The sequence below is a fragment of the Bacillus infantis genome (genome assembly GCF_020171945.1).
In the GTDB taxonomy this organism is placed as follows: Bacteria; Bacillota; Bacilli; order Bacillales; family Cytobacillaceae; genus Bacillus_AB; species Bacillus_AB infantis_A.
Genome location: NZ_JAIVAP010000021.1, coordinates 49,267 through 73,465, shown reverse-complemented (window position 1 = coordinate 73,465; position 24,199 = coordinate 49,267). Strand labels below are relative to the sequence as shown.

The following is a 24,199-nucleotide window of genomic DNA, read 5'->3' as shown; positions in this document are numbered from 1 at the left end:
ATGCAGTTTAGTTTATTAAATGCAGTGCGGAGGTTATAGTATACATACAGACTATAACGATAAGCGGTGAAAAAATGACAAACGAGTACAGCCATTTAAAGCTCGAAAATCAGCTTTGCTTCCTTCTTTATGCTGCTTCAAGAGAAATGACCAAGCAGTATAAGCCACTTTTAGATAAGCTTGAAGTCACCTATCCTCAATATCTTGTCCTTCTCCTTCTTTGGGAAAAGAAAAGCCTGACCGTAAAAAAACTGGGGGAGCTTCTCTACCTCGATTCCGGCACCCTTACACCCATGCTGAAGAGAATGGAGCAGCAGGGCCTCTTGAGCAGGAAGAGATCTGCTGAGGATCAGCGGTCTGTATTTGTGACACTGACAGAAAAAGGAGTATCTCTTCAGGGACAGGCAGAATCCATCCCTGCAAAAATTTTCGAAATGAGCGGCGCAAGCGAAGAGGAATACAACTCGCTGAAAACCTCCCTTCTGCAGCTATTGCAGGTTCTTCATTATAAAAATGAGCAATAAGAAAGGATGCCCAGCCAAGCGGGCATCCTTTTTTACTTTACTGTACGATTTCAAGCTGAACCTCAATATTCCCATTCACAGCTTTTGAATATGGGCAAACACCGTGGGCTTTCTCAACCAGTTCATTCAGAAGGCTATCCTCGATGCCTGTTCCTTTTACCTGCAGAACAACCCCCAGCTTAAAGCCTTGATCGCTTTCGTCTTTTAAAAGGCTGACATTTGCAGTCACTTCCGATTGAAAAGAAACCCTTTCTTTCCTTGCAACCATCTGCAGCGCACTGTCAAAGCAGGCTGCATACCCTGCCGCAAACAGCTGCTCAGGATTCGTTGCTTCAGGTACTTCCTTTTTCCTTGGGGTTCCTGGCATTGCTACATCCAAAGCCAAATTCCCTTCTGCAGAGGAAACCCGGCCTTCCCGTCCGCCAATTGCTGTTACTGATGATGTGAATAATGGTTTTGTCATGTGAATCACTCCTGTTTATTAATTGTGTGCAATTTAATTTTATAAAACCTATTAAAAAACAGCAATGTTTCTGCTCAACAATAAAAACCACAGCAGCAGCTGTGGTTTTGGATTGGAATTAATCCGCATATCTCTTAACAAGTACATACTGGATGACCGGATACGTAATGTAGGCGATGCACAAAGCGATGAACAGGGTGTAATTCTCCCCCTTGCTGACAAGGAAGAAGTCAATGATCCATAACAGCAGAAGTGCAGCTAATACAACATAATAGCTGACTCTGGCACTGTCCTTGATGATCTGCCTGCCCATCTCATCCTTCTGGACTTCCTTCCTCGCCCCCCAGGTGATGAACTGGACCCAGCCGGTCATCAGGGCAATGATTACGAGGAGCTCGGCTGACCCTATGGAGGCATCCTCGATTTTAATATAGCTGATGAAGGTTCCCCCAAAATAAAGTGTTGCCGCTATCAGAAACACCAGTGCTGCTATTTCTTTTCCTTTCATCTTTCATTCCCCCTGCTCCTAAAATGGAATAGCTGATCCACTGTCATGCCAAGGGACTCTGCCAGCTGAAAGGCAAGAGCAAGGCTGGGATCATATTTGTTGTTCTCGATTGCATTAATCGTCTGTCGCGAAACGCCGCATGCTTTAGCCAGCTCTTCCTGGGAAAGGCCGCTGCTTTTTCTCACATCTTTGATTTGATTTTCCATTCACACCACTCTGCCGTATTTTTGTCAAATATGTTTTACATTTATAGAATAACATGACAGTATTTTACATGTCAAACATGTTTTACATTTCCCTATCCGCTTTTTAAGCAAAATAAAAAGAACCTCTGCAGGCTCTTTATTTAGCATAAGTTTATTTTGAGCTTTTTAAGGCATTCAAAATTGATTAACTTCAGAAATAATGTCCTTTAACAGATCAATAGATTGGATAGGATCACCGCTAAGTTCCAGGCTGTGATCGCCCCCTTCCACCACTTTAATTGAAAGATTGGGATTCTCTTTAATTCTTTCAATGCGTTCCCAAGTGAAAAATGGATCCTGATCTCCAATAATACAAAGCCCCTTATGGGTGTCATCACCCATGCTATTTAATACGAACTCTTTTTGAAGCAAAGGGGTCATCCATACTGCTTTCGCATCCTGAAAGCTTTGATCCTTCAACAGATAAGGCAGCGCCATGGTTCCTATCGATTTAGCAACAATGAAATACTGCTTATACCCTTTATTTTTCAATGCGTCATCAATCACAAGCCGGACAGCTTCAGCCAGTCCTTCCCCGGATAAGACCGCCTGCTCTTCACGATTAAAGCTGTAGTTAAGATGAAGGACATCATAGCCCTTCGAGTAAAATAACCCTGTACAGAAATGAAGCAGCGGAGCCTGTGCCGTATACCCTGCTCCCGGCAAAATAATGGCCAGGCTGCCAGCCGTTTCTTTTTGCTCTATCAATCTGGAAGAGATTTTAGCATGATTTACTTTGTTTGCTGCTGTCATTTGTACACTCCTTTTTCATGGCCTTCACCCTTTCTAAAAACAAAGAGCCTCTTTCAGCCCATTTATTCAGTCTTTGGCCTCCATATATACATTCCCGTTCAGCCAGGTTGAGTATATCTTCTTCTATAAGTACTTCTTGGATCCCTTGCTTACTGCCCCGTCATACCCCTCAACGATACTCCACACCGCCTTTCTAAGTTTTTATCAGTCGCAAGCATAATCCTATTATATATTTCCATAATTATACATTCGCTGCTTTCACTATGTAAACCCATAAAAAAACGAAGGCTGCCTCTTCAGCAGCCTCCGTTTTTTCCGCTCATTATTCAGGAATATATGGCAGCTCCAATGTCTTCGGAATATTGATAACATGCACTTCGAGATAGGATTTCAGCCCTTCTTTGCCGTATTCGCGTCCAACCCCGGACTGCTTTACGCCCCCGAAAGGAAAGCGGACATCCAGACCCTGTACGGCGGCTGTATTAATCATTGTGGTGCCGGCCTCAATCCTGCGTGCAACCTTGATCGCTTCTTCTTCGTCTCCCCAGACAGAGCTTGTCAGTCCATAGATGCTTTCATTATGAAGCTGAATCACCTGTTCTTCATCATCGTAAGGAATGATCGGGACAGTCGGCCCGAATTGCTCTTCCACAACGATCGGATCATGCGGATCTGCACCAAGTACTAATGTAGGCTGCAGGAAGTACCCGTTATCCATAAGGTCCTGATCGAGGATTTTGCCAAGCTGGATGACTTCTGCCCCTTTGCTTTTTGCATCCTCAACCAGGCTTTTTACATATTTGACCTGGCCTTGATTATTGACCGGTCCGACGGTTACTTCAGGATTGAACGGATCGCCGACCCGGATCCAATTGTCCGCTGCTTCCCTGTATTTCTCCACAAAGTCTTTATAAATGGATTGATGTACATACACTCTTTTGGCAATCATGCAGATCTGGCCTGACGTCAGGAAGTTGGAGATGACCATGCGGCGCATTGCTTTTTTATCGTTTACATCAAAACTTGGCAGCACGATGGCAGCATCATTTCCGCCAAGCTCAAGCGTCATTTTCTTGATCGTTTCGGAGGCAGCCTTCATAATGCTCTTAGCGGTTTTAGTTCCGCCTGTAAATGCGATTTTCGCTACCTTCGGATTGGATGTAAGCTCGACCCCTACATCTGCCTCCCCATGAACAAGATTAAGGACTCCCGGCGGGAATTCGGAAGCAATGATCTCCACCACCCGGCTGACAGCAAGGGGCGCAAACGGGCTTGGCTTCAGCACCATCGTATTTCCGGTCAGGAGCGCAGGAGCTATTTTAATCGTTGATAGTGATATTGGATAATTCCATGGCGTGATGGCTGACACCACCCCAATGGGATCATAGGTAATAAGAGTTCTTCCGTTGTCATGCTCCTTTACCTGCGGTTCTGTTACCTCTTTTACATTCTGGCAGGCAAATTCCATCCACATCAGGGAAACGGCAATTTCCCCTTTCGAATCCCACAGTGCCTTGCCATGCTCCCGCGACAGCAGCTCCGCAATTTCAGGGGTGGCATCTTTAATTTTCCGGATGGCGCGCTCCATACGTTCGACCCGGTCTTCCACCTTGCTGACTTTCCACCCGCTGAATGCATCATAAGCTGCATCTATCGCCCTGATGGCTTCCTCTTTGGTATTGACCGGTGCATATCCAGCGATTTCCTCCGGATGGGCAGGATTTTCACGGGGAAAATTTTTCTCAGTAGGTGCTTTCTCTCCATTAATGATTGCGTCAATCTTTACTGGCTCCCTGTTCATCAAAGCTTAACCTCCCATAATCATAGATAAGCCTTAGTATGATGAAATCATCAAGGACATATTCCAAAATTTGAAAAAGCAAGGAACCGGAGTCCCTTGCCGTGAATTATTCCTTTGTCTTCAGTTTATCCAGTTCAAGCTCCACTTCATCTGCCAAATGGGGGCTGACAGACGGTTTATAGGCATTGGCAGGAAGCAGCCGCCCTGCCTTTATATGAGCTTCCTGTTCAAGCACCTTTTCCTCCATTCTGGCAAATCCGCTGAGGGCCTGATCCGCGTTGAAGGAAACCGTGCTTTCCTGGATGCTTCTGATGGCCGCCGCTGCCTGATAGCGGGCTGACAGCTCATTTTTCTTCAGCTTAAGCTCTTCATATTGCTGGTGGAGTGATTCAAGCTGCCCTGCCAGTTCATCGGTTTTTTCATGGATGATTTCATATTGCTGGACATAGACCGAGAGCTTCCGTTCGCTGACGATCTTCTCCTGCAAGGCCAGCCTTGCAATATCCTCATCACCTCTGGATACAGCCAGCTCCGCCTGTCTTTTGCGCTTCTCTGCCGTTTCCTGCTCCGACGCAATCAGCAATGAATATTTCTGTCCAACAGCATACTGCTGGGCCATCGCCTTCTTTCCTTTTTCCAGCTGCTCCTCCACTTCCCTTATATACTGCTTCAGAAGTCTTATTGGATTCTCCATTTTATCAACCGCATCATGCAGGTCAGCTGTGACGATGCGCTTCATTCTTTTAAATACGCCCATTTCTCCTATTCCTCCATTTTCGTTTTCTGTTCCCACTCATCCAGGAAGTCTCTGTTTCCCTGAATGCCGGAGCTTGTCCAATCATATGAAAAAGCGGCTGTCTCCTCATTGCTGCGGATTTTATAGATCATGTACAGTCCAATAAGTGCCACTGGAATGAACACAAGCTTAGGAAGGAGCAGGAATAATCCCAGTGAGGCGAGGAGTATGCCCGTCCATTTCTTCAGCCCTCCACTTTTGGCCGTTTTCCATAAAAGGAAGCCGGCTGCAATTAAAATCAGCTGCAGGAAAACCGCCATAAAGCTGCCTGCCTGCATCCAGGAGTGCGGCTGTGCGGCTGGAGCAAACTTGATCACATGCTGATGGAACCCGCTGCCCCGATGATGAGGTGCAAAGTGGGTCTGTGCCACTGCTGCCATCGGCCTTGGAGCTTGTCCATAGAACCAGCCCTCGGCTGCTTTATAAATTGCATATACTGCGGCAGCACCGATAGCGCCTCCGATAAGCATCTTCATTTTCACTTTCTTCACCTCCTTGTTAGTTGATGGCTGCAAAGAGAATATTAAAGCGATAAGAAGAAAATCTGGTGAAAAAATAAGGCATTTTATTTAAGCATAAAAAAAAGACCTATTGCGGTCTTTTTTTCGCAGGCTATCCAATATAAAAATATTTAGCGAATAGAAGCCGATATCTCTTTCATTTTCCTCTCCACCAGCGGATAAAAGCCTTTCTTGGCGTCCTCAGTGGAATTCCCGCCGAAGAATTCTGTCCCGGGACATGTCTTGACTGCATGTCCGCTGCTTTTGTCCAGCACTTTTTCACCTGTATTAATATCCCACCAATGATGATAGGTGATGGTATCGACTGATGGGGAGAGCCCGTATTTGAGCATCAGGAGCGCGGTTACCATAGTGATGGTCTCCTTTTGCTCTTTTGTCATTTTGTTTTTGTCAAAATTGCCGACATTCTCGATTGCTATGCTATCTGCTTCAATCCGGTGCATGGCAGCCTCATTTTGAAGGCCGAATGACCCTTCAGGTGCGATATTGAATGAGCGCCCGACCGCTACCTTTCCATCCGGGAAGGTCGTCAGATGCTGGCTGATATCCTTCCAGCCCATCCCTGTCACATGATACTCCTTCATGCCTTTCAGCATGGAAAAATGGTTGCTGCCGTTAAATTGCTCGTAAGAAGGCTGAAACGTATGATGCTGCTGAACCTTGCCGACCTTCCTAGTGAATTTCTGATTGAAGATCCAATCCTGGAATTCTCCTCTTGTCATCAGGACAAACTGTCCTTCCATTTGAAGTTTCTTCGGCGGGATTCTCAGTTTCTGCCCCGTATAAATCCGGTCAGAAGCAAGCCGGTTCACTTTCTTGATGGTCCCGGCATCAGAGCTGAAGCTCTGTGACAGCTTCCATAGTGTGTCTCCGGATTTCACCTCATACATGATGGGCACCCGCAGCTTCTGGCCCGGCAAGAGCAGGGATGTCTGAAGACCGTTGATTTTTTTTAATTCATCCGGTGTTGACTTATAGGTGCCGGAAATTTTCCATAAGGTATCCCCCGGCTTTACATCATACATATTTCGAGGGTTATTGGCTGCACTGGAGGGGGACGCGGATATTCCCATCAGCAGCAGGCTGATCCCTAAAACAGCTAGTAGTTTTTTCATTTTCTGAAGTCCTTTCATTGTGATTCCATACCGTTATTAGTTTGGTTATCAGCAATGAAATTATTCTGGACTTAACGGCATCCTGTCATGGCCTCTGTCATTCTTCATACGCCTGCTTCTGCATCATCCTGCCCCATTTTGCCAATGATTCCAAGGAAGGAACAAGCTCCTTCCCTGCCTGTGCCAGCGAGTATTCCACCCGAGGGGGAATCTCCATATATTGCTTACGGACGATAAGGCCGCTGCTTTCCATTTCCTTCAGCACTTGCGAAAGCATCATATTGGTGATCCCTTCAACCTCGTTTTTCAGTTCGTTGTAGCGCATAGTGTCATGGTTCCAAAGAGCCCATATGATCGGCAGCCGCCACTTACCGCCAATCATATTCAGTGCATGGGTCAGCGGACACTTATTTCGATTTACCTTTCCAATCACATCATATTTCATCTTGTCGGCTCCTTTAGTCAGTTTTTTCTGACCTGCTCAAGAAAAACTGCGTACTTGTTTGATTTTTCATATTTATTAAAATAAAGGACAGGCAGTACAATATATTTCTGGGAGTGAGTGAAATGGATTTAAGATATGAGGTGCTTCCTGCTGAAGAATCAGTAAAATGCAGGGACTTGTGCAACGAGCTAATGGTGTTTCAAAAATCGAAGGCCCTTATGAGGCCGGAGATGTTCGACAGCATGAATTATGAGACGAGAATGGTTCCCTCCATAAGGAAAGCTGCCAGTAATTATATTGTTTTGGCTACGGATGACGGGAAGCCAGCTGGCTATGTTTATTCCAATGTCTCCCCAAAGGAAGTCTATTCAAATGAATTCGCTGTCTTTTTTGACCCAGGTTCAATTAAAAGCCCGGTTGTCGGGTGCCTGTCACAGTTTTATATTAAAGAAGAGTATCGAAAACTCGGCATAGGCTCCAGACTATTCGCCATGTCCATGGAATGGCTTGAACAGTTTGAAGAGGTAGAGGACTATTTTATTTATGTATCAAACGGAAATCAAGATGCCCTTGAATTTTATCAGCGTAAAGGATTTCCTGTCAGCCATGAGATACTGGACGGTTTTATCACTGTTCTGCACAGAAAGAAATAGTGAATGGCCGTTATCCTTATCCATCATGTTAATATGAAAAGAGAAGAAATTCAGTACTTTTCTTAATAGAAATTGAAAAACCCCGCCGCCCGGCGGGGTTTTTCTGTCTGCTCCTAACCAATTTTAACAATCGGCTTGATCGCAAGGCCTTTTTTAGAATCTTCAAAGGCCTGGTTGATGTCGCTGAAGTCATAGAATTCCACTAGTTTGTCAAATGGGAACATGCCATTTTTATAATAATCGACCAATTGAGGGATGAATAATTGCGGCACAGCATCTCCTTCAATGACGCCGACCATGGTTTTGCCTTCTGCCATGATTTCTTCATGAACATTGATTTCCATTTCCGGCGTCACACCGACGATTGCCAGCGTGCCAAGCGGACGGAGAGCCCGAAGCCCCTGGCGCACTACAACCGGAACCCCGGTGGTTTCAAGTCCGTAATGCACTCCGCCATTAGTAATTTCTTTGATCCGTTCAACAACATCTTCGTTTTTGCTGTTAATGACATGTGTAGCACCAAGCTCTTTTGCTTTTTCCAGGCGGCTGTCATGAATATCAATGGCGATGATATGCCTGCACCCGGTTATTTTGGCCGCCATGATGCCGCTCAAGCCTACTGCCCCTGTGCCGTAAACAGCAATGGATGTTCCAAAATCCGGCTTCAGGCGGTTCAATACTGTTCCGCTCCCGGTTTGGATGCCGCATCCTAAAGGTCCAAGCAAGGCAAGATCAACATCTTTGTCGACCTTAACCACATTACGCTCATTGGCAACTGCATATGTGCCAAAAGAAGATTGCCCAAAGAACGTGGAAAGTTCGTGATCATGCTGATGCAGGCGATGGGTTTCGTCTTCCATTTTTCCACCGAAGTTAAGGTCATTGAATTTTGTGCAGACTGTTGGATGACCTGTTAAACAATTTTCGCAATGTCCGCAGGAGGCAAAAGACAGCACAACATGGTCTCCCGGCTCGATTGTTTTTACGCCTGCACCAACTTTTTCGACAATTCCGGAGCCTTCATGCCCCAGTACAACCGGATAAGGCGTCAGGCCCAGATCACGTGCAACGGCATCTGTATGGCAAACACCGGAAGCAACGATTTTAATCAGAACTTCATTTGCCTTTGGTTCGGCCAGTTCTGCTTCTTCGATCTTGAAGTCTTCTCCCTGGCCATGGGTGACAGCTGCTTTAATCTTCATAAGATGTTCATCTCCTAAATAAATGGTATATCATTATTTCAAAACATTAATATCTCCACTTCAAAATATCTAGCTCATCTTAAAAACCTATTCTTCAAAATACGCAATACCTATCAAAAGTTATACTGCCATACTAAAAATCAGGTATTAATGTACCCGCTTTTTAGTATGGCAGTTAAAGAACCTTTTCAATCATAACTTAATTGTATTATTCGAAGGGTATTATGACCCGGAATTCCGTTCCTGTCCCAGGTTCGCTTTCCACAGTGATCCGCCCTCTATGAACATCTGCAATCCACTTGGCGATTGAAAGCCCAAGCCCGTGTCCGCCTTCCTTGCGGCTCCTTGCTTTATCTGCCCGGAAGAAGCGGTCAAATACCTGGGCCTGCTCCTCCCTGCTCATGCCGATCCCGCTATCTTTTACCGAGAGAACAAAAATGCTGGTCTGCCTATCCATCTTCACACCGAGCTTCACGCAGACTTCTCCTTCAGAGGGGCTGTACTTGATCGCGTTATCCACCAGAATATACAGAAGCTGGACAACCATCCCGCTGTCAGCATGGACCATCACCTGTTCAGGAGAGTGGAGTGAGAGCCTGATCTGTTTTTCAGCCGCAACACTTCCAAAAGAATCCAGGACCTGTGCGGTCAATGGACGCATATTCTCCCATTTCCGCTCCAGCACTGCACTTTCAGCAGAATCTGAGCGTGCCAGGGTCAGGAGGTCATTAATAAGCTTAGTCATCCTTTTTACTTCATGCTTCAGTCCATTCATCATTTTCCTTGTAAAAGGATCAGGATCCTCAAGCTCCATTTCAATCGCTTCAACTGAGGAAAAGATAACACTCAGAGGGGTCCGGAGTTCATGGGAGGCATTCGCCACGAATTCACGCTGCTGGTTATATGACTTCTCAATCGGGATGAGCGCCCTCCTGGACATCATCCGGCTCAGCCAGATTCCAATGCCGATAAAGACAGCGGCCAGGCTGCTTAAAACAATGACCACCCATTTGAAAATCGTATTAAAATAAGAGATATCCAGTCCGATATACATCATCCCGGCTGTTTGTCCATTAATAATGACCGGCTTTGCAAGCATAAGGACACTGATGTCAAAGTCCCTGAACTGGCTGTAGTCGGCTTCATCCCCAGGAATCTGGAGCGTCTTCTGCCTGATCTCACTCTGGCCGGGTGTCCAGTTTTTTACAAGGTCCAGAAACAGTGGCCGCAGCGGGCCAAAGCTTTCATTGGCACTGACCAGCTCGCCATCCCCGGCAGCAACATAGTAGAACAGCTGATTCTCGCTGAGAAACACCTGTTTGTCTCCTTCCCTTTGCTGTGGCCTGTGCCGGCGGAAGCCATCCTTCTGAAACTCAACTGTTTCCCGGTTAGCCAGCTCCGTAATTTTCCGTTCCTGGTCGGCATAGATGACACCGTATAAAATAGAGAGGACAATGATAACAAATATAATCAGAAAAAGAGTGATGATGCCGCTGTAGAACAGTGTCAGGCGAAGGCTGGTCTGGCCGAACACCTCCTGAGGCAGCTTCTTTTTCCATCTATCCAGGAAAGGTCTAGGCTTCAATTTTATACCCCGCTCCGCGAATGGTTTCAATGATGCTATCTGTGCTGTGCTTATCAATCTTCTTTCGCAGCAGCTTGACGGTGGCATCGATTGTTTTCATTGAAACATCTGATTCAATGCCCCATATCCGGTCCAAAATCATCTCTCTTGTCAGGACCTGCCCTTTATTGCGCAGGAGCATTTCAAGAAGCTGGTACTCCCTCGGAGTCAGGAAAATTTCTTCTCCGTTCAGAAATAGCGTATGGCTCGTCCGGTTCAGCTCAAGACTTTTCCATTGAATAACATCCTCCTGAAGCGGAGCAAGCATCCTCCGCGATAAAGCCTTCAGCCGGGCAGCCAGCTCATCAATTTCAAACGGCTTGATCAAATAGTCATCAGCACCTGCTTCAAGCCCTTCCACCCTGTCAGATACGGCATCCCTGGCAGTCAGCATCAGGATGGCGCCGCTGTATCCTTCCCGGCGCAGCCGGCGGCAGACAGAAATGCCATCGCCGTTCGGCATCATCCAATCCAGGATAAGCACATCATAATAGGAAGCCTTTGCATAATCATAAGCATCCTCGCCTTCCATCACCCAATCTGCTTTTCCGAACCCTTTCTTCTTCAGCAAATGAACGATCAATTCACCCAGATATTCATCATCTTCTGCAAGCAGTATTTTCAATATATCCACCTTCCCGCATTTCGTTATGATTAAGATACCATAAGTCGGTGAAAATCGAGTGAAAAAACAGCCTCCTGCTCCCTCCTTGCCCAAAAGAAAAAAGACTCTGCTGTGTGTGAGTCCTTTCTGCTATCAACCATTATTATTTTTCGCTAGCCTAACAGCTTACCGATAAAAACAATATAAGCCAAGACCCCGGAAAGTCCCACTGTTATTATGAGAGAAGCAACGCTCCTCGCCATGCCCTTCCTGTTCTGGATGCCGCCAAATCCCATAACAGCTAAAACAAAGGCCGCCAGGGTCAGGCAAAGCAATAATTCGAAAGGGTCGAGGCCGATGATGGAATAATCGTTCGGTCCTGAAAAAGCAGCTTCCATAAACAGCAGGATACAAATGATAGAAAAAATGAAGGACCAGACATTCACTTTTTGCATAGAAACCTCCCAATTAAGAACAGTTCAAGCTTGCCGTTTTGAGTTAGTATAAAGCAGCGCATCGCTATATCCTTATATTACCAAAACTTAAGCCGCAATAAATCCTCATAATTTTTATTTCTTTTATATTTTCACCTGTTTTTCACCGAAGCTCCTTATAGTGAAACCTGTAAACAGCAAGACGAGCAAAAATCTGAATTAAATGGAGGAATGTATCGATGAAGAAAAAATGGGCCGGATATGCACTTACAGGAGCGTTATCGCTTAGCCTCATTGGCGGAACGGCATTCAAGGCAATGGCCGCAGAGGAGAGCGGGACAGGAACTGCACCTGCTTCTCTTTTAGAAAAGGCAGGACAAGTATTGGATGACGGCACCAAGGCTAAGGTTCAGGCAATCATGGACAAGCTGAAAGAGGAATTGGCCGCAATCGGTGTTGAGCTTCCTGCAAAAAGAGCAAAAGAGGACCTTTTCGCTAACCTGGATGAAGAGACAAAAGCAAAAGCACAGGCCATTCAGGATCAAGTCAAAGAAGGCTCCCTTTCCCGCGAAGAAGCTGATGAGCAATTAAAGGCACTTGGCGTCACTCTACCTGATCATCATGGCAAAGGAGATCCTTTCGCGGATCTGGATGAGGACAGGAAAGCCAAGGCACAGGCCATTCAAGATCAGGTCAAAGATGGCTCCCTCTCTCGCGAAGAAGCTGATGAGCAATTAAAGGCACTTGGCGTCACTCTACCTGATCATCATGGCAAAGGAGATCCTTTCGCTGATCTGGATGAGGACACGAAAGCCAAGGCACAGGCCATTCAAGATCAGGTCAAAGATGGCTCCCTTTCCCGCGAGGAAGCTGATGAACAGTTAAAGGCTCTCGGCATCTCTCTTCCTGAAAGGCATGGCAAAGGAGATCCTTTCGCGGATCTGGATGAAGAAACGAAAGCTAAAGCCGACAGCATCATGGATTCTGCCAAAGAAGAATTGGAAGAGCTTGGTGTAGACAAGCCCCTGATGGGCGGACACAAATTTTAATAAGATAGGGACCTTCAAGCCGGAGGTCCCTTTTTTATTAAAAAGCAGGAATTCAATCTGTGCAGGAAGAAGAGAAATGGTGATAGATGATCAAGGGGGCAGCTTATGAGAAAAGAAGAGATTATCGAAGAAAAAGCAAAATTCATTGGTTGGGTGCAATCACTTGAACAAATGGAAGATCAGCTTTGGTTCCTCCCTTTCCGGGAAGGCTCCTGGGGAACAGCCGCTGTGGTCTCCCACTTTATCACCTGGGATCGATTTGTCATCAGCCGGCGCATGCCTGTCCTGATGAGCAAAGAGAAAATTCCTTCTGAAAAGATTAATGCAGATGCAATGAACATGGAAGCGAGAAACTACGCGAGGTTAGGAATCAGCAAGCAAAAGCTGATCAGTGAGTTTGCTGAGGCAAGAGAAGAGCTTCTGTCACTTTTGGAAAAACTGGAGCCGGAAAGATTTCAGGAGCTGTACCCAGGAAGAGAAATGACAATAGGCCAATACTTTGCCGGCTTGATTGAGCATGACCACAAGCATAAGAAGGAAATTGAAAATCATTGGGAGCGTTATGTGAAGCAGGCCAGCCGGCAATAGGCCCGTCTGCTTTTTGGTTCATTCTGCACCTGGAATTTTAGATATCTATAAACTTAATCACCCTGGCCGGATTCCCCCCGACCACCGCATTGTCAGGCACATCCTTGGTCACAACTGCGCCTGATGCAATGACTGCATTGTCCCCAATCTTTATGCCCGGATTAATGACGGCCCTGCCCCCGACCCAGACATTATTTCCAATGGTGACGGGCTTCCCGAACTCAGGCCCTGCATTCCGCTCTTCCGGATGCAGCGGGTGCCCTGCTGTATAGATATGTACTCCTGGAGCCATAAAGCAGTTATCGCCGATATTCACTTCACACACGTCCAGGATGACACAGTCGAAATTCGCATAAAAATTTTCGCCTGCCTTAATATTATAGCCGTAGTCACAGCGGAAGCTTGGTTCGATATAAAAATTCTTCCCAGTCGATCCCAAGAGTTCCTTTAAAAGCTCTGTCCGTCTCTCCTCTTCAGTTTCTTCTGTCAGATTGAACAGCCGGGTCAGTCTGCGTGCATTGGTCCTTTCTTTTACAAGGATTGGATCTGCTGCATCATATAGCTCACCTGCGAGCATCTTTTCTTTTTCAGTCAGCATTGGTGATACCCCTTCCAAATTGAGAGTTTACACTTATTCTACCTGCCTTTTGGACAAGTAGCCAGAGGCATCGGGTTGCGGATTAGCCAATTTTCCCAGTATATGCTACCATTTATCCAACAAACTGATAGTGTGGTGATGCGGGATGGACAATGGGCAGCCTACAAAGGATTCTAAGTATATCCAGCAGCATTTGGCCAATGAACGGACATATCTGGCCTGGGTCAGGACGAGCATCACAATCATAGGAGTCGGCTTCCTTATCACAAATCTTCACTTTTCCACCCTGCCGGCTGCTTCAATGATAGGAGACGCCCTGGCGCAGATTATCGGGCTTGCTTCCATCATTACAGGGATAGCGACAATCATCATGACTACAATCGGGTATTTCAGAAAGGGGCATGAAATCAACAGCCAATCATTCAGATTTTCCCGGAGGATGATTGTTCTCCTCTCAGCTCTTTTGCTGCTCATCTTCGTGGTGTTCGGATTTTATTATATGTTCGTTTGGGGAATCCTTTAACCCAAACTTGGTTTGAGCTGCCAACAAGAAATTAATAAGCGGAGTTTTTACTATTAAATTGATAATATATCTCGAATGGGTCCAAATAAGCGGAGTTTTTACGGTTAAGAGAAGCAAAATGGTCCGTTTTCCTTTTTTTCGGGTCGATAGGCGTAATTTCTCCGTCTAATTAAGCTGTTTTTAAAGCTCTTTTAAAATTAGCCGTAATTTCTCCGCTTATTTGTTAACCCGTACTGAACCTCATCCTGCCCCTGGAAGATCTGCTCTTTAAATCAGGGTGCGACACGGGAAAAAATTGGTCTTTTAGCAGGTATTCTTCTCTTCAACAACGTGCTATCTCTATAAAAAAAGCTCAGAGCATCATGGCTCCGAGCTTTTTCGTGTGCTAATTTTATGCTAAAAAGTCAACATCCCACTTTATGCTTTAAAACCGAGCCCGTTACTCATCTTGTTCCAGGCTTTTTTGTTTATTTCACCCATTTTTCAAGCAGCGGGCCTGTATCTCCATAGACAGGATCTGTTGCAGGCACCGGTACACTGCGGATATCTGAGAGTGCCTGTGCGCGTCCTCCCGGATCTTTCTTTTTCAAATCATGGCTCATTCCATCCGGGTAGGCTCCGACAACCTCAAAGTCTTCTGAACTGTCGACATTTTTATGGCCCGTTCCTGCAGGCAGCACAATGACATCCCCGGCTTTCACTTCAACTCTTTCTCCGCCGTCCCCGCCTAACAGAATAGTAGCGCGGCCTGAACGGACACCTAGGACTTCGTGAGAGTTGCTGTGATAGTGATGGTAGTCGAACACCCCGCCTGTCCATGTGCCGAGCCAGTTATGGCGGGTGAAAGTTCCCTCTATTGTATTGGCATTGTCACTGAAGATCCCTTCATAGATGATGACAGGCAATTCCTGATTGTTCGGGATATCGCCATTGTCCTGGAGAAAAAATGATCTGACCTGTGTTGCCATGTGCATCCACTCCTTTGTAAGTTATAGATTGCGGGCGCTGAACGTATCGCCGCCCTCTATCGTTCCACTCTGGAAGCCCCTATTGAACCAGCGCTTCCTCTGTTCAGAGGTGCCGTGGGTGAAGCTTTCCGGAACTGCATAGCCCTGGGCCCTCTTCTGGATCGTATCATCGCCGACTGCATGGGCAGCCTGGATCGCTTCCTCCAGATCACCTTGCTCTAGATAACCCATTCCCTGTGCATGATGCGCCCAAACGCCGGCATAATAATCAGCCTGAAGCTCAAACCTGACCTGATATTTATTGAATTCTTCCTGGCTGAGCTTTTGGCGGAGAGGCATAATTTCATCCGTAGTGCCAAGGAGCGTCTGGACATGATGGCCGACTTCATGGGCAACAACATAGGCCATGGCAAAATCGCCAGGCGCCTTGAATTTTTCCCGCAGCTCCCTGTAGAAGCTTAAATCAATATAAAGTTTTTGGTCTCCAGGACAATAGAATGGCCCGACCGATGCACCTGCTGCTCCGCAGGCAGACTGGACGCTGCCTGTATACAAAACAAGGGTCGGCTCCCTGTATTCCATCCCCCGCTCCTGGAAAACTTCACTCCAGACTTCCTCTGTATCTGCCAGCACGACTGATACAAAATCGGCCAGCTCCCTTTCCTCGGCAGTTTCTTCATAAGGCGCAGGAGACTGCTCCTCCCCGGTCATCCCCAGACCGCCGAGAAGCTCGCCGGGATTGCCTCCCAATAACGTAATAATCAGGACAATGACAATACCTCCGAGTCCTCCCCCGACAAGCGTTTTGCCGCCCATTCCCCTTCTATCCTCAACATTGGAGCTTGCTCTTCTTCCCTTCCATTTCATGATTTATCCTCCCTGCTGCCATTTTTCGCAAGAATCATATCTTTTAATCATATACCCGCACAGGACAGGAATTATCTCCATTCATAGCCGGAATTTTTTACATATAGGAAAGGCATGATCATTCTGTTTCTAACATATAAATGGATATTTACTGATCAGGAGGCCGTATTATGCAAAAACCTTTAGTAAGGCCCTATTTGACCACCCATAGCCTGCAGCCCGAGAATCAGGAATCGCCCATTGAATTCATTTCAGGCAGGAGGATGGGCAACTCGCTATTTTACCTGAGGAATCATTTTACCTACCCTTCACTGTCAGCATCTGCCTATTGGCTGCCTGTCAATGGGTTAGTTTCTTCACCCCGGCTCTATTCCCTGACCGAATTAATGAATCTCCCATCGAGAACCGTGACCGCCATTTTGGAATGCGCCGGGAACAAGAGGAGCTTTTTTGAACCCAAAACTTTCGGTGAGCAATGGGATAAAGGCGCGGTCAGCCAGGGAAGCTGGAAGGGTGTTCCGCTTGCCTCCCTCCTCGAGGGTGCAGGCATCCAGAATGGAGCAGCAGAAGTCATCTTTCAGGGCTATGACTTTGGAGAAAGAACCGATCTTGACGAGGTTTATTCTTTTACAAGAAGCCTTCCGCTGGAAAAAGCCCTGCATCCGGATACACTGGTTGCCTACGAATACAACGGAAAGCCGATTCCCTTCAAGCACGGCTTTCCATTAAGGCTTATCGTTCCCCAGTGGTATGCGATGGCTTCCGTTAAGTGGCTCAAAAGCATAACCGTTGCAGATACTCCTTTTACAGGCCCTTACCAGAAAATCGATTATGTCTATTATCCTCATAAAGAAACTGATGAAGGAGCAGCGCCAGTAACGAGGCTCCATGTCAACAGTTCCATCCGCCATCCATTGGAAGGACAGATTCTTCAAACCGGGAGCCATACTGTCAAAGGCATCGCATGGACCGGTAAAGGGAAAATCGAAAAAGTGGAGATAAGCACCGATGGAGGTGAAAACTGGAAGGAGGCAAGGCTTGAAAGCCCGGCAGCAAGCGGGTATGAGTGGCAGCCTTGGGTGTATGATTGGAAGGCCGGCAAAGGAGAATACACTCTTATGTCCAGAGCGTATGATACACATGGCCGCACACAGCCGGCTTCCGCAAATTGGAACAGGAAGGGTTATGGGTATAATGCGATTGATCGGGTGAGTGTTAAGGTGGAGTGAATAATAGCCAGGCACCGATGAAAGGTGCCTGGCTATTATCATGGCAGTTCTACAGTAAAAGCTTCAAACATTTCCGGCTCAGGCATGACAAAGGCCTTGAAAATCAGTTCCTTACTCCCAGCTGCCTTAAATACTTGTTTATATAGGTTTCCTTCCACCCTTTCAGCAAAGGGTTCCTTCTCAATTGTGAGGTTTTCTCCATCAGCCGTCTCAAGAATTGTAGGATTTCTCGTCAGCTGGTCATCATAGGCAAACTCGCTGACTACTTCGAAAAATATGGTGGTGCTTTGCTTTGTCCGTTCTATGTCCGTTACCGTTATTTTGTCTTCCCCTCCCTGCTCGAGTATAGCCGGAAGACCTCTTTCACTAAGAGGCATCATTACTTCTTCAGGAGCGCTATGCTGAGCGGGCAGCGTATAGGGGATGATGCTCAAGGATTTTGTCTCCTCTTTTACCGGAGAGTATAACATACTAAGCGTTGCCTCCTCCTTTCCGTCCACAGTATCGCCATGCCCGCTTCCCGACATCTGCCTGAGCGCGACCCCCTGATCATCCACAATATTGAAGTGCAAATCTGTATAAGGATCCAGCTTTGTTTGTTCCAGATCAGCTGTCAGACTGACAGAAAGATCCGTACCAGCAGGGCCGATCTTAACCGAATTCACATTCACTTCCATCCCTTGAATGTTTTTGGTTTCTTTAGGCCGGATAACCGTCACCTCGCCGGACTGTTTGACCGGAAATTCGAATTCCCACTTCCCCGGCATCAGACCGACTGCATCCACCCTGAACTTCATGGTGAACTCCTCCGGAAGCTCTTCGGTCGGATTAATATCCAAAATCCCCTGGTATTTTGCCGGTGTAACAAATTCCCCCGAAGAGCCTGAGCTAAAGTTGATTTCCTTGCCATCCACATAAATAGCCGGCCGCTCCATTTCCCCGATCGCTAACAGCGACTCATGTGTAAACCCAAAGGCCAGCCTGGTCCCATCATAAAAGACTTCATTTATTGTTAAAGTGATGCCCTTATCTGTTGCCGATTTGCCGACCACCTGGGTAAGACCTTTTGCCCCGGCAATTTCCAGCCCTTCATCTCCCGAACCGCTGAAAAAGGTGCCCACAACCGGGATTTCGGAAGCGATTTTTGCGATGGCAGGAGAGTACATAGCCGATCCAATAAACAGGGCAAAACCTGCTGCAACAGCACTGATGGTGTATAATGCTTTGCGCCTTAATGTTTTTTTCGGCTTGGTTTCCATTACAGCTTTGCTGATTATGTTATCCAACTTATCTTTCGGCACAGCTATTTTGTCTATTTCTTCCTTGAATTGGGGGAATTCGCTATTCATTGACACACTCCTCCTTCATCTTCTCCCGCAGCAGCCCGATTCCGCGATGGATATTTGTTTTAACAGTGCCTTCCGGACATTCCAGGAACTCTGCAATTTGCCTAACTGAATAATCACGATAATACCTGAGGATTAATATGGTCTTATACTTCTCCTCCAAGCCCTTTATCATCTCCAGTAATTCAGAACCGCCATCTTTCGGCATATAGGGAGATGTCTTCCCTTCCAGTACTTCTCTTTCCATCGGGATGACCCTGTTTTTCTTTTTCAGCAGGTCCTTACATGTATTAATCAGGATCCGCGTCAGCCACGTCGAAAAATACTGCTCTTCCCTTAGGTTACGAATGGATATAAGTGCTTTATATACCGTCTCCTGGAAGGCCTCCAGGGCATCCGCCTCATTTTTCATATACAAGTAAGCCATCTTATACAGCTTCTCTTTCTCTGCCTCCAATAAATCCTGGAAGGCCTTCTTATTTCCCTTTTTCGCCTGCTTCACTTTTTTTATATCCACGCCTGCCCCTCCTTTCTTTCTGCTTGTTAGAGTGCTGGGGGGTGGGAAACGTTTCAGTTACCTGACTATTTTCAAGTAAAAATTTCTTTACATGAACATACTTAAAGGCCTGGCTTATGCCAGGCCCCTCTTATAAAATATCGCGCTGCTGCTCCCGCTGCTTTTTCCAGAGAATAGCTGCTGCGGGCAATATGATGATCACGCCATAAATAAAGAAGAGTCTAGGCTGCGGGTGATTAATCGCCAAAGCGTCCCCGAGCAGCATCCTTTGCGCCAGCAGCCAGCAAACACATGCAAAAATCGGGAACTGGAGGCCGATGACGCTGATGTAATTTTTGCTGATGCTTGAAATGAATATGGCACAAAGAGCGGTGGACAAAGCCAGGATATAGGTTAGCCCGATGACAATCAGTATAAGCTGCCTGAAAGTAAGGCTGTACCAGTATGGATATCCAAGAAAGCTGTTGATATCACTGTTCAAAAAAATTGTAATATTATTGGTAAAATATAACCCGTAATAGACACAAAGAAGGACTGTTGCAATGAAGAATGCTGACAGGACGCCTGCCGCTGCCTTCTTTATAAACAATTTTCTCCCAGCCCTGGAGGTATACTGCAGATCAATCATACTGTTCTTATAATCTCTGATCGTAATAGGGAGAATCATAAAAAGAATGCTCACCAGGATTGTTAGGCAGATATTTTGGCTGGTGCTGTGAAAATTATCACCTACAGGATATGCCGGGAAAATGGAACGGAAGGATTCATCCTCTAGCAGATCATTGATCCTTGCTTTCTGCTTTTCAGACGGCTTACCTGGAATATAGCCGTATCCAAAGTCTGTACCGGCAGAATCCAGTTCTTCCATGATGCCTTCCCGCGTCTGAATTTCCCAGCCTATCTCCTTCTCAAAGAAAAGCTTGTCGTACAATTGTCTTTCAGGGCTGCTTAGATCATTCTTATTATTTAATTCTACTAATTCTTCATATGAAGAGACATCAAGTTCCTGTGCCTCGTCAAGCTCCTGTATATAGGAGTCTGCACGGTCCAATGTCTCCTGGTATGTCTGCTTGAAATCTTCGTACTCTTTTTCATCCAGCTCTATTCCGTAATCTTCTATCATCTCACTGCTGACTTCATAATAATCTTTGGCTGGACGGCCATTTGGAAAATAAGAAATATCGAATTCTATGAAAATGTAGTACATCAGCAAATTAATTAAGACAAGCATGATTAGCATGATTGGTCGGAAGATCTTTTTCATTTCCTGCCAGATAATTCTCAAATCCCGGTTCATCCCCTTCATGTTAAGTCGCATCTATTAAAGCTCTTGCAGGACAGCATCACAGCTGCTGCCAGGAAAATCAGCCAGACACCTGAAACCGCCAGCTCAAATCCTGAAATGACGTGCATTGCGCGGTGCATAAACCAGACAAAAGGATTCAGCACCAGATTCACCGGTGTGAAAAGGCCTATAAAGTAACTGGCATGACTGGTTGGAAAGAGCTTCTGAACAGCAAAAATCATGCCGAATAACAAGAGAAAGGCAAAAAAAACAAGATAGCTGTTTCGTATCCATCTTGAAATTACGGCAGCCATAAGGGTGAAGATGATCATCATGACATAAGATAGGCCGATAACTGCAGCAAGATACTGTAAAAACGTCATCTCTTTCACTGTCATGAACCAATGCTCCCCTTTATTAAAATAGCTCGACATTGGAACTTGCCAAAACTGGCTGTAGGGAAATACTGCAAAATAGACAGCGAGCCCGGCTGCCAGCAAGACTGTGAACAGTACCAGATTGGACATCAGGGCTGCCCATAATTTATCCTGCCAAAGCTTCCTCCCCCTTCTGGAGCTGTATGCAAGCAGGTGGGTCCCGCGATCAAATTCAAAATTAATGACATGGCCTGTAATCAGAGCCGCAAGAATCACTCCTTCTAACAGGAAAGCTTTAAACATGGTTTTAAACAGAAGCAAGTGTGTACCGAAGGCCTCCTGTGAATGGAACAGATGCATATGCTCTCCATTCTTCAGGACTTCCTTGAACCGCTCCTCAAACTTTCCATACTGGCTCCTTACCAGCTCTGCTGCCGAACCTGTCAATCCATACTTCTGAATATCGTACTCAGCAATGGCCACCGGATCTATCTTCCGGTATTCTTCATCAGCATATAAACTGCTTGAATAATAGTATTCCAGCAGCCCTGCGTCATTAAATAGCTCCCTTTCTTTTTTTGTATAATTTTCTAATGGATCAAAGGCATGATCCGCGAAAAAAGAATTCATATCCTTGTAGCTCTTTGATTCTTTCTCTTCTGTCGCAAGATTCACTTGCTTCATCAGGGAGTCATAATCATCCTTCATTGCATCCAGACTCTCGCCAGTAATATCTGTCCCATAGGCCGCTGCGAATGCTGATGTTTTTTTCAAATCTTCTTTTATTACTGAATTGTGGAGCACAAGATACAAATTAAAGACCATGAACAGAAAAACAAGACCAAGGACTGAAGGCGATAAAAAGGCTTTGCGGATTTCCCAGCGCAGAATTCTCATTAAGCCGTAAAGCCTGCTTCATCTCTATACTCATAGAGAAAAATATCCTCCAGAACAGGCTGAACCTGTTTCCAGTGAGCTGACTGCCTTTCCTCTGCCATAAAACGAATATTCATCCGGCCCTGTTCCTGCCGTTCAGACAGAGACAAAAAGTTTCTCCTAAAATCGGCTGCTTCGCTGAATTCGATTTCTGTCTCAAATACTCTCCCTTCCAGCCTTCGGCAAATATTAGCGATAGAATCCTTATAAAGGACCTTCGCATTCTTTATCATAATGATTTCATTGGCAATCGACTCAACATCTGAAACGATATGAGTGGATAGGATGACAATCCGGTCCCTTGCCAAATCAGACAGGAGGTTCCTGAATCTGACCCGTTCTTTTGGGTCAAGGCCTGCTGTCGGTTCATCGAGAATCAGGATCTTCGGGTCATTCAGCATCGCCTGGGCAATCCCCACCCGCTGAATCATCCCTCCTGAAAACTTCCCCATTTTCTTTTTAACCGCACCCTCAAGCGCGACAAGCTTCATGAGATGCGGAATTTTTTCATCTGTGTCCTTTTTTGATATGCCCTTTAAAGCAGCAAGATATTGGAGATACTGATAGGGAGTATAATTTTTGTAATAGCCAAAATCCTGGGGCAGATAGCCAATTAACTCGCGGTAAGCCTCGCCCATGCTCAGGATATTTTGCCCGCTGTACAGGATTTCACCTTTTCCTGGATGCAGCAGAGTAGTCAGCATCTTGATGAGGGTCGTTTTCCCTGCACCATTGGGGGCAAGCAAACCATATACCCCGTTTGAGAATTCCAGCTGCACATCTTCCAATACTGCATGGCTGCCAAAATTTTTGCTTACGCTATTCACTGTCAGCATAGTGTGTAACCCCCTCTTCTTTTGTTATGAATAAGCAGTTCCTTCAATTTTTTCATATATAAATAGAAAAACAGAACGATGACTGCCCCATATAAGTACCAGGGAACAGATATGAGCAAGCCCATATATATGGAATTATTCAGTATGACAAGAATAATATTGCCGGCTATCCAAATAACCAGAGCTGCCGCCCGCGCAATATTCGTTTTAAAGAAGCTTAATACATATAAGAACAGCACAGAAAAAATCAGCAGGGAAGCCGTTGATATCAATAAGCCCTGTACAAATTCCACAGCAGCGAACCGTGCAGCAAGAGCCAGCACCCATATGCTATTAAGAAGAAAACAGAAGACGCTGAATATCAGCATCCGGAAAGCTGCCAGCTGGTGAAGATTATATTTGCAGACCATTTCCAGCTCGTACGTCCCGCTGGTCCTGCTTTTTATATACGGCAGGAAGGCGAGGAAGGCATACAGAAGCGGTGAAACAATCATGATCAAGGTGTATAAGCTTGTTCCTCCGCCAGCAGCCTGTCCTTCACTGGCTGTGGCAGCGATTCCAATCATCAGCATTGCCAGCATGCCGGCGGCCAGGAGCATTTCAAGCCAATCCTTCATAAGAAACCTGAAACCAATTCTTCTGTACATTCCCTTTATTAAAGTAATGAATGACTCTTTCCTGACGTTGCCCTTTTGGACAATCGACGTTATTTCCTCTTTTGAAATCTTTAGTTCGGGAATTTGCCAGTCTTTATCATTCTGCATGAGTAAATCCCTCCTTTTTAGCTTCCTCCCTGATAAATTTGAGACTGCGATAGTACTTTGTTTTTACAGTGGATTCTGGGACCTGAAGTGAGGAAGCAATTTCCTGAAAGGTTTGCTCGCCGAACAGCTTCATCCGGAATATCTGCTGATACGGCGCATCCATACGGTCCAGGACGCCCAGAAGTGCTTCTATCTCTTCTTTTTGCAGGATAGACTCGGAAGAATCTGCATGGCTGCCTATTTCCAGGTCTTCTATATGCGCCACCCCCCTGCTTGCCTTGTAATGTTTTGACCTGTAATAATCGACAATTTTATAGGTTGCTATTTTATACAGCCAGGTGCGGAAAAGGGCACGCTTTCCTTCAAACTGATGAATTCCTTGCAGCATATTAATGAAAATTTCCTGGGTCAAATCCTTCGATTGCTCCTGATCAAGAGTCTGTTTGTAGACATAATGATAGATCTCGCGGTAGTAACGGGAAACAAGCTCATTTGCTGCCTCTTCGCTTCCCTTTTTAATTATCTTTTGTATGAGCTTCAAATCCCCATGCATTTCCCACCACTCTATTCCTTTCAGAATTCTGTTGATTCATAAGCTTATATCTATGTATTCGTAACAAGGCGGTAA

General features: G+C 45.8%; 29 protein-coding genes. 6 read left to right on the top strand and 23 right to left on the bottom strand.

Annotated elements, in window-relative coordinates:
* The first annotated feature begins 74 nt into the window (after window positions 1-74).
* A complete protein-coding gene (locus tag LCM00_RS21010) occupies window positions 75-524 on the top strand; it encodes a MarR family winged helix-turn-helix transcriptional regulator (protein WP_224905719.1) in 450 nt (149 codons plus the stop codon).
* A gap of 37 nt (window positions 525-561) precedes the next feature.
* Here the strand turns inward: LCM00_RS21010 and LCM00_RS21005 are convergent, their stop codons facing one another.
* The 9 genes from LCM00_RS21005 to LCM00_RS20965 form a co-directional block, all read right to left on the bottom strand.
* Window positions 562-987 carry an organic hydroperoxide resistance protein gene (locus LCM00_RS21005; protein ID WP_101552002.1) on the bottom strand — a complete coding sequence of 142 codons (426 nt, stop codon included), beginning with the start codon at window positions 985-987 and terminating at the stop codon, window positions 562-564.
* A gap of 118 nt (window positions 988-1,105) precedes the next feature.
* A complete protein-coding gene (locus tag LCM00_RS21000) occupies window positions 1,106-1,495 on the bottom strand; it encodes a hypothetical protein (RefSeq protein WP_224905717.1) in 390 nt (129 codons plus the stop codon).
* Window positions 1,492-1,701, bottom strand: coding sequence for a helix-turn-helix transcriptional regulator (locus tag LCM00_RS20995; protein ID WP_224905715.1), 210 nt, complete (start codon window positions 1,699-1,701; stop codon window positions 1,492-1,494). Before LCM00_RS20995 ends, LCM00_RS21000 begins: the two co-directional genes overlap by 4 nt.
* Window positions 1,702-1,875: 174 nt before the next feature.
* Window positions 1,876-2,493, bottom strand: a complete 618-nt coding sequence (locus tag LCM00_RS20990; protein WP_224905713.1) for an alpha/beta family hydrolase — start codon at window positions 2,491-2,493, stop codon at window positions 1,876-1,878.
* Window positions 2,494-2,815: 322 nt separating this feature from the next.
* Window positions 2,816-4,294 (bottom strand): aldehyde dehydrogenase family protein, encoded by a 1,479-nt coding sequence (locus LCM00_RS20985; RefSeq protein WP_224905710.1) that lies wholly within the window; start codon window positions 4,292-4,294, stop codon window positions 2,816-2,818.
* A gap of 106 nt (window positions 4,295-4,400) precedes the next feature.
* Window positions 4,401-5,051: a PspA/IM30 family protein gene (locus LCM00_RS20980; protein WP_224905708.1), complete on the bottom strand. Its 651-nt coding sequence runs from the start codon at window positions 5,049-5,051 to the stop codon at window positions 4,401-4,403.
* A gap of 5 nt (window positions 5,052-5,056) precedes the next feature.
* Window positions 5,057-5,572 carry a hypothetical protein gene (locus LCM00_RS20975; protein ID WP_224905706.1) on the bottom strand — a complete coding sequence of 172 codons (516 nt, stop codon included), beginning with the start codon at window positions 5,570-5,572 and terminating at the stop codon, window positions 5,057-5,059.
* Window positions 5,573-5,721: 149 nt separating this feature from the next.
* On the bottom strand, window positions 5,722-6,636 hold the full coding sequence (locus LCM00_RS20970) for a peptidoglycan recognition protein family protein (RefSeq protein ID WP_224905724.1): 915 nt from the start codon (window positions 6,634-6,636) through the stop codon (window positions 5,722-5,724).
* Window positions 6,637-6,823: 187 nt separating this feature from the next.
* Window positions 6,824-7,171, bottom strand: a complete 348-nt coding sequence (locus LCM00_RS20965) for a winged helix-turn-helix transcriptional regulator (RefSeq protein WP_224905704.1) — start codon at window positions 7,169-7,171, stop codon at window positions 6,824-6,826.
* Between the two features lie 122 nt (window positions 7,172-7,293).
* On the opposite strand from LCM00_RS20965, the gene LCM00_RS20960 reads away from it, so the two are divergent.
* Window positions 7,294-7,824 (top strand): GNAT family N-acetyltransferase, encoded by a 531-nt coding sequence (locus LCM00_RS20960; RefSeq protein ID WP_224905702.1) that lies wholly within the window; start codon window positions 7,294-7,296, stop codon window positions 7,822-7,824.
* Between the two features lie 113 nt (window positions 7,825-7,937).
* Here the strand turns inward: LCM00_RS20960 and LCM00_RS20955 are convergent, their stop codons facing one another.
* From LCM00_RS20955 to LCM00_RS20940, 4 genes are all read right to left on the bottom strand, one after another.
* Window positions 7,938-9,026, bottom strand: a complete 1,089-nt coding sequence (locus tag LCM00_RS20955; protein ID WP_224905700.1) for an NAD(P)-dependent alcohol dehydrogenase — start codon at window positions 9,024-9,026, stop codon at window positions 7,938-7,940.
* Between the two features lie 208 nt (window positions 9,027-9,234).
* Complete coding sequence (locus LCM00_RS20950) at window positions 9,235-10,611, bottom strand: sensor histidine kinase (protein ID WP_224905698.1); 1,377 nt, start codon at window positions 10,609-10,611, stop codon at window positions 9,235-9,237.
* Window positions 10,601-11,275, bottom strand: a complete 675-nt coding sequence (locus LCM00_RS20945) for a response regulator transcription factor (RefSeq protein ID WP_224905696.1) — start codon at window positions 11,273-11,275, stop codon at window positions 10,601-10,603. Before LCM00_RS20945 ends, LCM00_RS20950 begins: the two co-directional genes overlap by 11 nt.
* Window positions 11,276-11,427: 152 nt before the next feature.
* Window positions 11,428-11,709 (bottom strand): hypothetical protein, encoded by a 282-nt coding sequence (locus LCM00_RS20940; protein ID WP_224905694.1) that lies wholly within the window; start codon window positions 11,707-11,709, stop codon window positions 11,428-11,430.
* 218 nt (window positions 11,710-11,927) lie between these two features.
* On the opposite strand from LCM00_RS20940, the gene LCM00_RS20935 reads away from it, so the two are divergent.
* Both LCM00_RS20935 and LCM00_RS20930 read left to right on the top strand, forming a co-directional pair.
* Window positions 11,928-12,737 carry a hypothetical protein gene (locus tag LCM00_RS20935; protein ID WP_224905692.1) on the top strand — a complete coding sequence of 270 codons (810 nt, stop codon included), beginning with the start codon at window positions 11,928-11,930 and terminating at the stop codon, window positions 12,735-12,737.
* 105 nt (window positions 12,738-12,842) lie between these two features.
* Window positions 12,843-13,325 carry a DinB family protein gene (locus LCM00_RS20930; RefSeq protein ID WP_224905691.1) on the top strand — a complete coding sequence of 161 codons (483 nt, stop codon included), beginning with the start codon at window positions 12,843-12,845 and terminating at the stop codon, window positions 13,323-13,325.
* A gap of 37 nt (window positions 13,326-13,362) precedes the next feature.
* Here LCM00_RS20930 and LCM00_RS20925 read toward each other — a convergent pair whose 3' ends face one another.
* Window positions 13,363-13,923: a maltose acetyltransferase domain-containing protein gene (locus tag LCM00_RS20925; RefSeq protein WP_224905689.1), complete on the bottom strand. Its 561-nt coding sequence runs from the start codon at window positions 13,921-13,923 to the stop codon at window positions 13,363-13,365.
* 145 nt (window positions 13,924-14,068) lie between these two features.
* Here LCM00_RS20925 and LCM00_RS20920 point away from each other — a divergent pair, with 145 nt between their 5' ends.
* On the top strand, window positions 14,069-14,446 hold the full coding sequence (locus LCM00_RS20920; RefSeq protein ID WP_224905688.1) for a YidH family protein: 378 nt from the start codon (window positions 14,069-14,071) through the stop codon (window positions 14,444-14,446).
* 467 nt (window positions 14,447-14,913) lie between these two features.
* Here LCM00_RS20920 and LCM00_RS20915 read toward each other — a convergent pair whose 3' ends face one another.
* Together LCM00_RS20915 and ypfJ are read right to left on the bottom strand one after the other, a co-directional pair.
* On the bottom strand, window positions 14,914-15,414 hold the full coding sequence (locus tag LCM00_RS20915; RefSeq protein ID WP_022543290.1) for a cupin domain-containing protein: 501 nt from the start codon (window positions 15,412-15,414) through the stop codon (window positions 14,914-14,916).
* 21 nt (window positions 15,415-15,435) lie between these two features.
* Window positions 15,436-16,281, bottom strand: coding sequence for a KPN_02809 family neutral zinc metallopeptidase (gene ypfJ / locus LCM00_RS20910; RefSeq protein ID WP_224905687.1), 846 nt, complete (start codon window positions 16,279-16,281; stop codon window positions 15,436-15,438).
* A 170-nt stretch (window positions 16,282-16,451) separates the two neighbouring features.
* Between ypfJ and LCM00_RS20905 the strand changes: the two genes are divergently transcribed.
* Complete coding sequence (locus LCM00_RS20905) at window positions 16,452-17,510, top strand: sulfite oxidase (RefSeq protein WP_224905686.1); 1,059 nt, start codon at window positions 16,452-16,454, stop codon at window positions 17,508-17,510.
* 38 nt (window positions 17,511-17,548) lie between these two features.
* Here the strand turns inward: LCM00_RS20905 and LCM00_RS20900 are convergent, their stop codons facing one another.
* The 7 genes from LCM00_RS20900 to LCM00_RS20870 all read right to left on the bottom strand — a co-directional run bounded on the left by LCM00_RS20900 (window position 17,549) and on the right by LCM00_RS20870 (window position 24,112).
* On the bottom strand, window positions 17,549-18,859 hold the full coding sequence (locus LCM00_RS20900; protein WP_224905684.1) for a DUF4179 domain-containing protein: 1,311 nt from the start codon (window positions 18,857-18,859) through the stop codon (window positions 17,549-17,551).
* On the bottom strand, window positions 18,852-19,373 hold the full coding sequence (locus tag LCM00_RS20895; RefSeq protein ID WP_224905682.1) for a sigma-70 family RNA polymerase sigma factor: 522 nt from the start codon (window positions 19,371-19,373) through the stop codon (window positions 18,852-18,854). The genes LCM00_RS20900 and LCM00_RS20895 overlap by 8 nt, the downstream gene beginning before the upstream one ends.
* 130 nt (window positions 19,374-19,503) lie before the next feature.
* Window positions 19,504-20,637, bottom strand: coding sequence for a relaxase/mobilization nuclease domain-containing protein (locus tag LCM00_RS20890; RefSeq protein ID WP_224905680.1), 1,134 nt, complete (start codon window positions 20,635-20,637; stop codon window positions 19,504-19,506).
* A 38-nt stretch (window positions 20,638-20,675) separates the two neighbouring features.
* On the bottom strand, window positions 20,676-21,932 hold the full coding sequence (locus LCM00_RS20885) for a hypothetical protein (RefSeq protein ID WP_224905678.1): 1,257 nt from the start codon (window positions 21,930-21,932) through the stop codon (window positions 20,676-20,678).
* The gene (locus LCM00_RS20880; protein ID WP_224905676.1) at window positions 21,932-22,807 is read right to left on the bottom strand and encodes an ABC transporter ATP-binding protein; all 876 of its coding nucleotides are present in this window, start codon (window positions 22,805-22,807) and stop codon (window positions 21,932-21,934) included. Before LCM00_RS20880 ends, LCM00_RS20885 begins: the two co-directional genes overlap by 1 nt.
* Window positions 22,801-23,571: a hypothetical protein gene (locus LCM00_RS20875; protein WP_224905674.1), complete on the bottom strand. Its 771-nt coding sequence runs from the start codon at window positions 23,569-23,571 to the stop codon at window positions 22,801-22,803. Before LCM00_RS20875 ends, LCM00_RS20880 begins: the two co-directional genes overlap by 7 nt.
* Window positions 23,561-24,112, bottom strand: a complete 552-nt coding sequence (locus LCM00_RS20870; protein WP_224905672.1) for an RNA polymerase sigma factor — start codon at window positions 24,110-24,112, stop codon at window positions 23,561-23,563. Before LCM00_RS20870 ends, LCM00_RS20875 begins: the two co-directional genes overlap by 11 nt.
* Window positions 24,113-24,199 lie beyond the last annotated feature (87 nt).

Bases quoted from the DNA above. Each gene is read 5' to 3' on its own strand.
- LCM00_RS21010 (WP_224905719.1), top strand. From the start codon at position 75: ATGACAAACGAGTACAGCCATTTAAAGCTCGAAAATCAGCTTTGCTTC.
- LCM00_RS21005 (WP_101552002.1), bottom strand. From the start codon at position 987: ATGACAAAACCATTATTCACATCATCAGTAACAGCAATTGGCGGACGG.
- LCM00_RS21000 (WP_224905717.1), bottom strand. From the start codon at position 1,495: ATGAAAGGAAAAGAAATAGCAGCACTGGTGTTTCTGATAGCGGCAACA.
- LCM00_RS20995 (WP_224905715.1), bottom strand. From the start codon at position 1,701: ATGGAAAATCAAATCAAAGATGTGAGAAAAAGCAGCGGCCTTTCCCAG.
- LCM00_RS20990 (WP_224905713.1), bottom strand. From the start codon at position 2,493: ATGACAGCAGCAAACAAAGTAAATCATGCTAAAATCTCTTCCAGATTG.
- LCM00_RS20985 (WP_224905710.1), bottom strand. From the start codon at position 4,294: ATGAACAGGGAGCCAGTAAAGATTGACGCAATCATTAATGGAGAGAAA.
- LCM00_RS20980 (WP_224905708.1), bottom strand. From the start codon at position 5,051: ATGGGCGTATTTAAAAGAATGAAGCGCATCGTCACAGCTGACCTGCAT.
- LCM00_RS20970 (WP_224905724.1), bottom strand. From the start codon at position 6,636: ATGTATGATGTAAAGCCGGGGGATACCTTATGGAAAATTTCCGGCACC.
- LCM00_RS20965 (WP_224905704.1), bottom strand. From the start codon at position 7,171: ATGAAATATGATGTGATTGGAAAGGTAAATCGAAATAAGTGTCCGCTG.
- LCM00_RS20960 (WP_224905702.1), top strand. From the start codon at position 7,294: ATGGATTTAAGATATGAGGTGCTTCCTGCTGAAGAATCAGTAAAATGC.
- LCM00_RS20955 (WP_224905700.1), bottom strand. From the start codon at position 9,026: ATGAAGATTAAAGCAGCTGTCACCCATGGCCAGGGAGAAGACTTCAAG.
- LCM00_RS20940 (WP_224905694.1), bottom strand. From the start codon at position 11,709: ATGCAAAAAGTGAATGTCTGGTCCTTCATTTTTTCTATCATTTGTATC.
- LCM00_RS20935 (WP_224905692.1), top strand. From the start codon at position 11,928: ATGAAGAAAAAATGGGCCGGATATGCACTTACAGGAGCGTTATCGCTT.
- LCM00_RS20930 (WP_224905691.1), top strand. From the start codon at position 12,843: ATGAGAAAAGAAGAGATTATCGAAGAAAAAGCAAAATTCATTGGTTGG.
- LCM00_RS20925 (WP_224905689.1), bottom strand. From the start codon at position 13,923: ATGCTGACTGAAAAAGAAAAGATGCTCGCAGGTGAGCTATATGATGCA.
- LCM00_RS20920 (WP_224905688.1), top strand. From the start codon at position 14,069: ATGGACAATGGGCAGCCTACAAAGGATTCTAAGTATATCCAGCAGCAT.
- LCM00_RS20915 (WP_022543290.1), bottom strand. From the start codon at position 15,414: ATGGCAACACAGGTCAGATCATTTTTTCTCCAGGACAATGGCGATATC.
- ypfJ (WP_224905687.1), bottom strand. From the start codon at position 16,281: ATGAAATGGAAGGGAAGAAGAGCAAGCTCCAATGTTGAGGATAGAAGG.
- LCM00_RS20905 (WP_224905686.1), top strand. From the start codon at position 16,452: ATGCAAAAACCTTTAGTAAGGCCCTATTTGACCACCCATAGCCTGCAG.
- LCM00_RS20900 (WP_224905684.1), bottom strand. From the start codon at position 18,859: ATGAATAGCGAATTCCCCCAATTCAAGGAAGAAATAGACAAAATAGCT.
- LCM00_RS20890 (WP_224905680.1), bottom strand. From the start codon at position 20,637: ATGAAAAAGATCTTCCGACCAATCATGCTAATCATGCTTGTCTTAATT.
- LCM00_RS20885 (WP_224905678.1), bottom strand. From the start codon at position 21,932: ATGAGAATTCTGCGCTGGGAAATCCGCAAAGCCTTTTTATCGCCTTCA.
- LCM00_RS20880 (WP_224905676.1), bottom strand. From the start codon at position 22,807: ATGCTGACAGTGAATAGCGTAAGCAAAAATTTTGGCAGCCATGCAGTA.
- LCM00_RS20875 (WP_224905674.1), bottom strand. From the start codon at position 23,571: ATGCAGAATGATAAAGACTGGCAAATTCCCGAACTAAAGATTTCAAAA.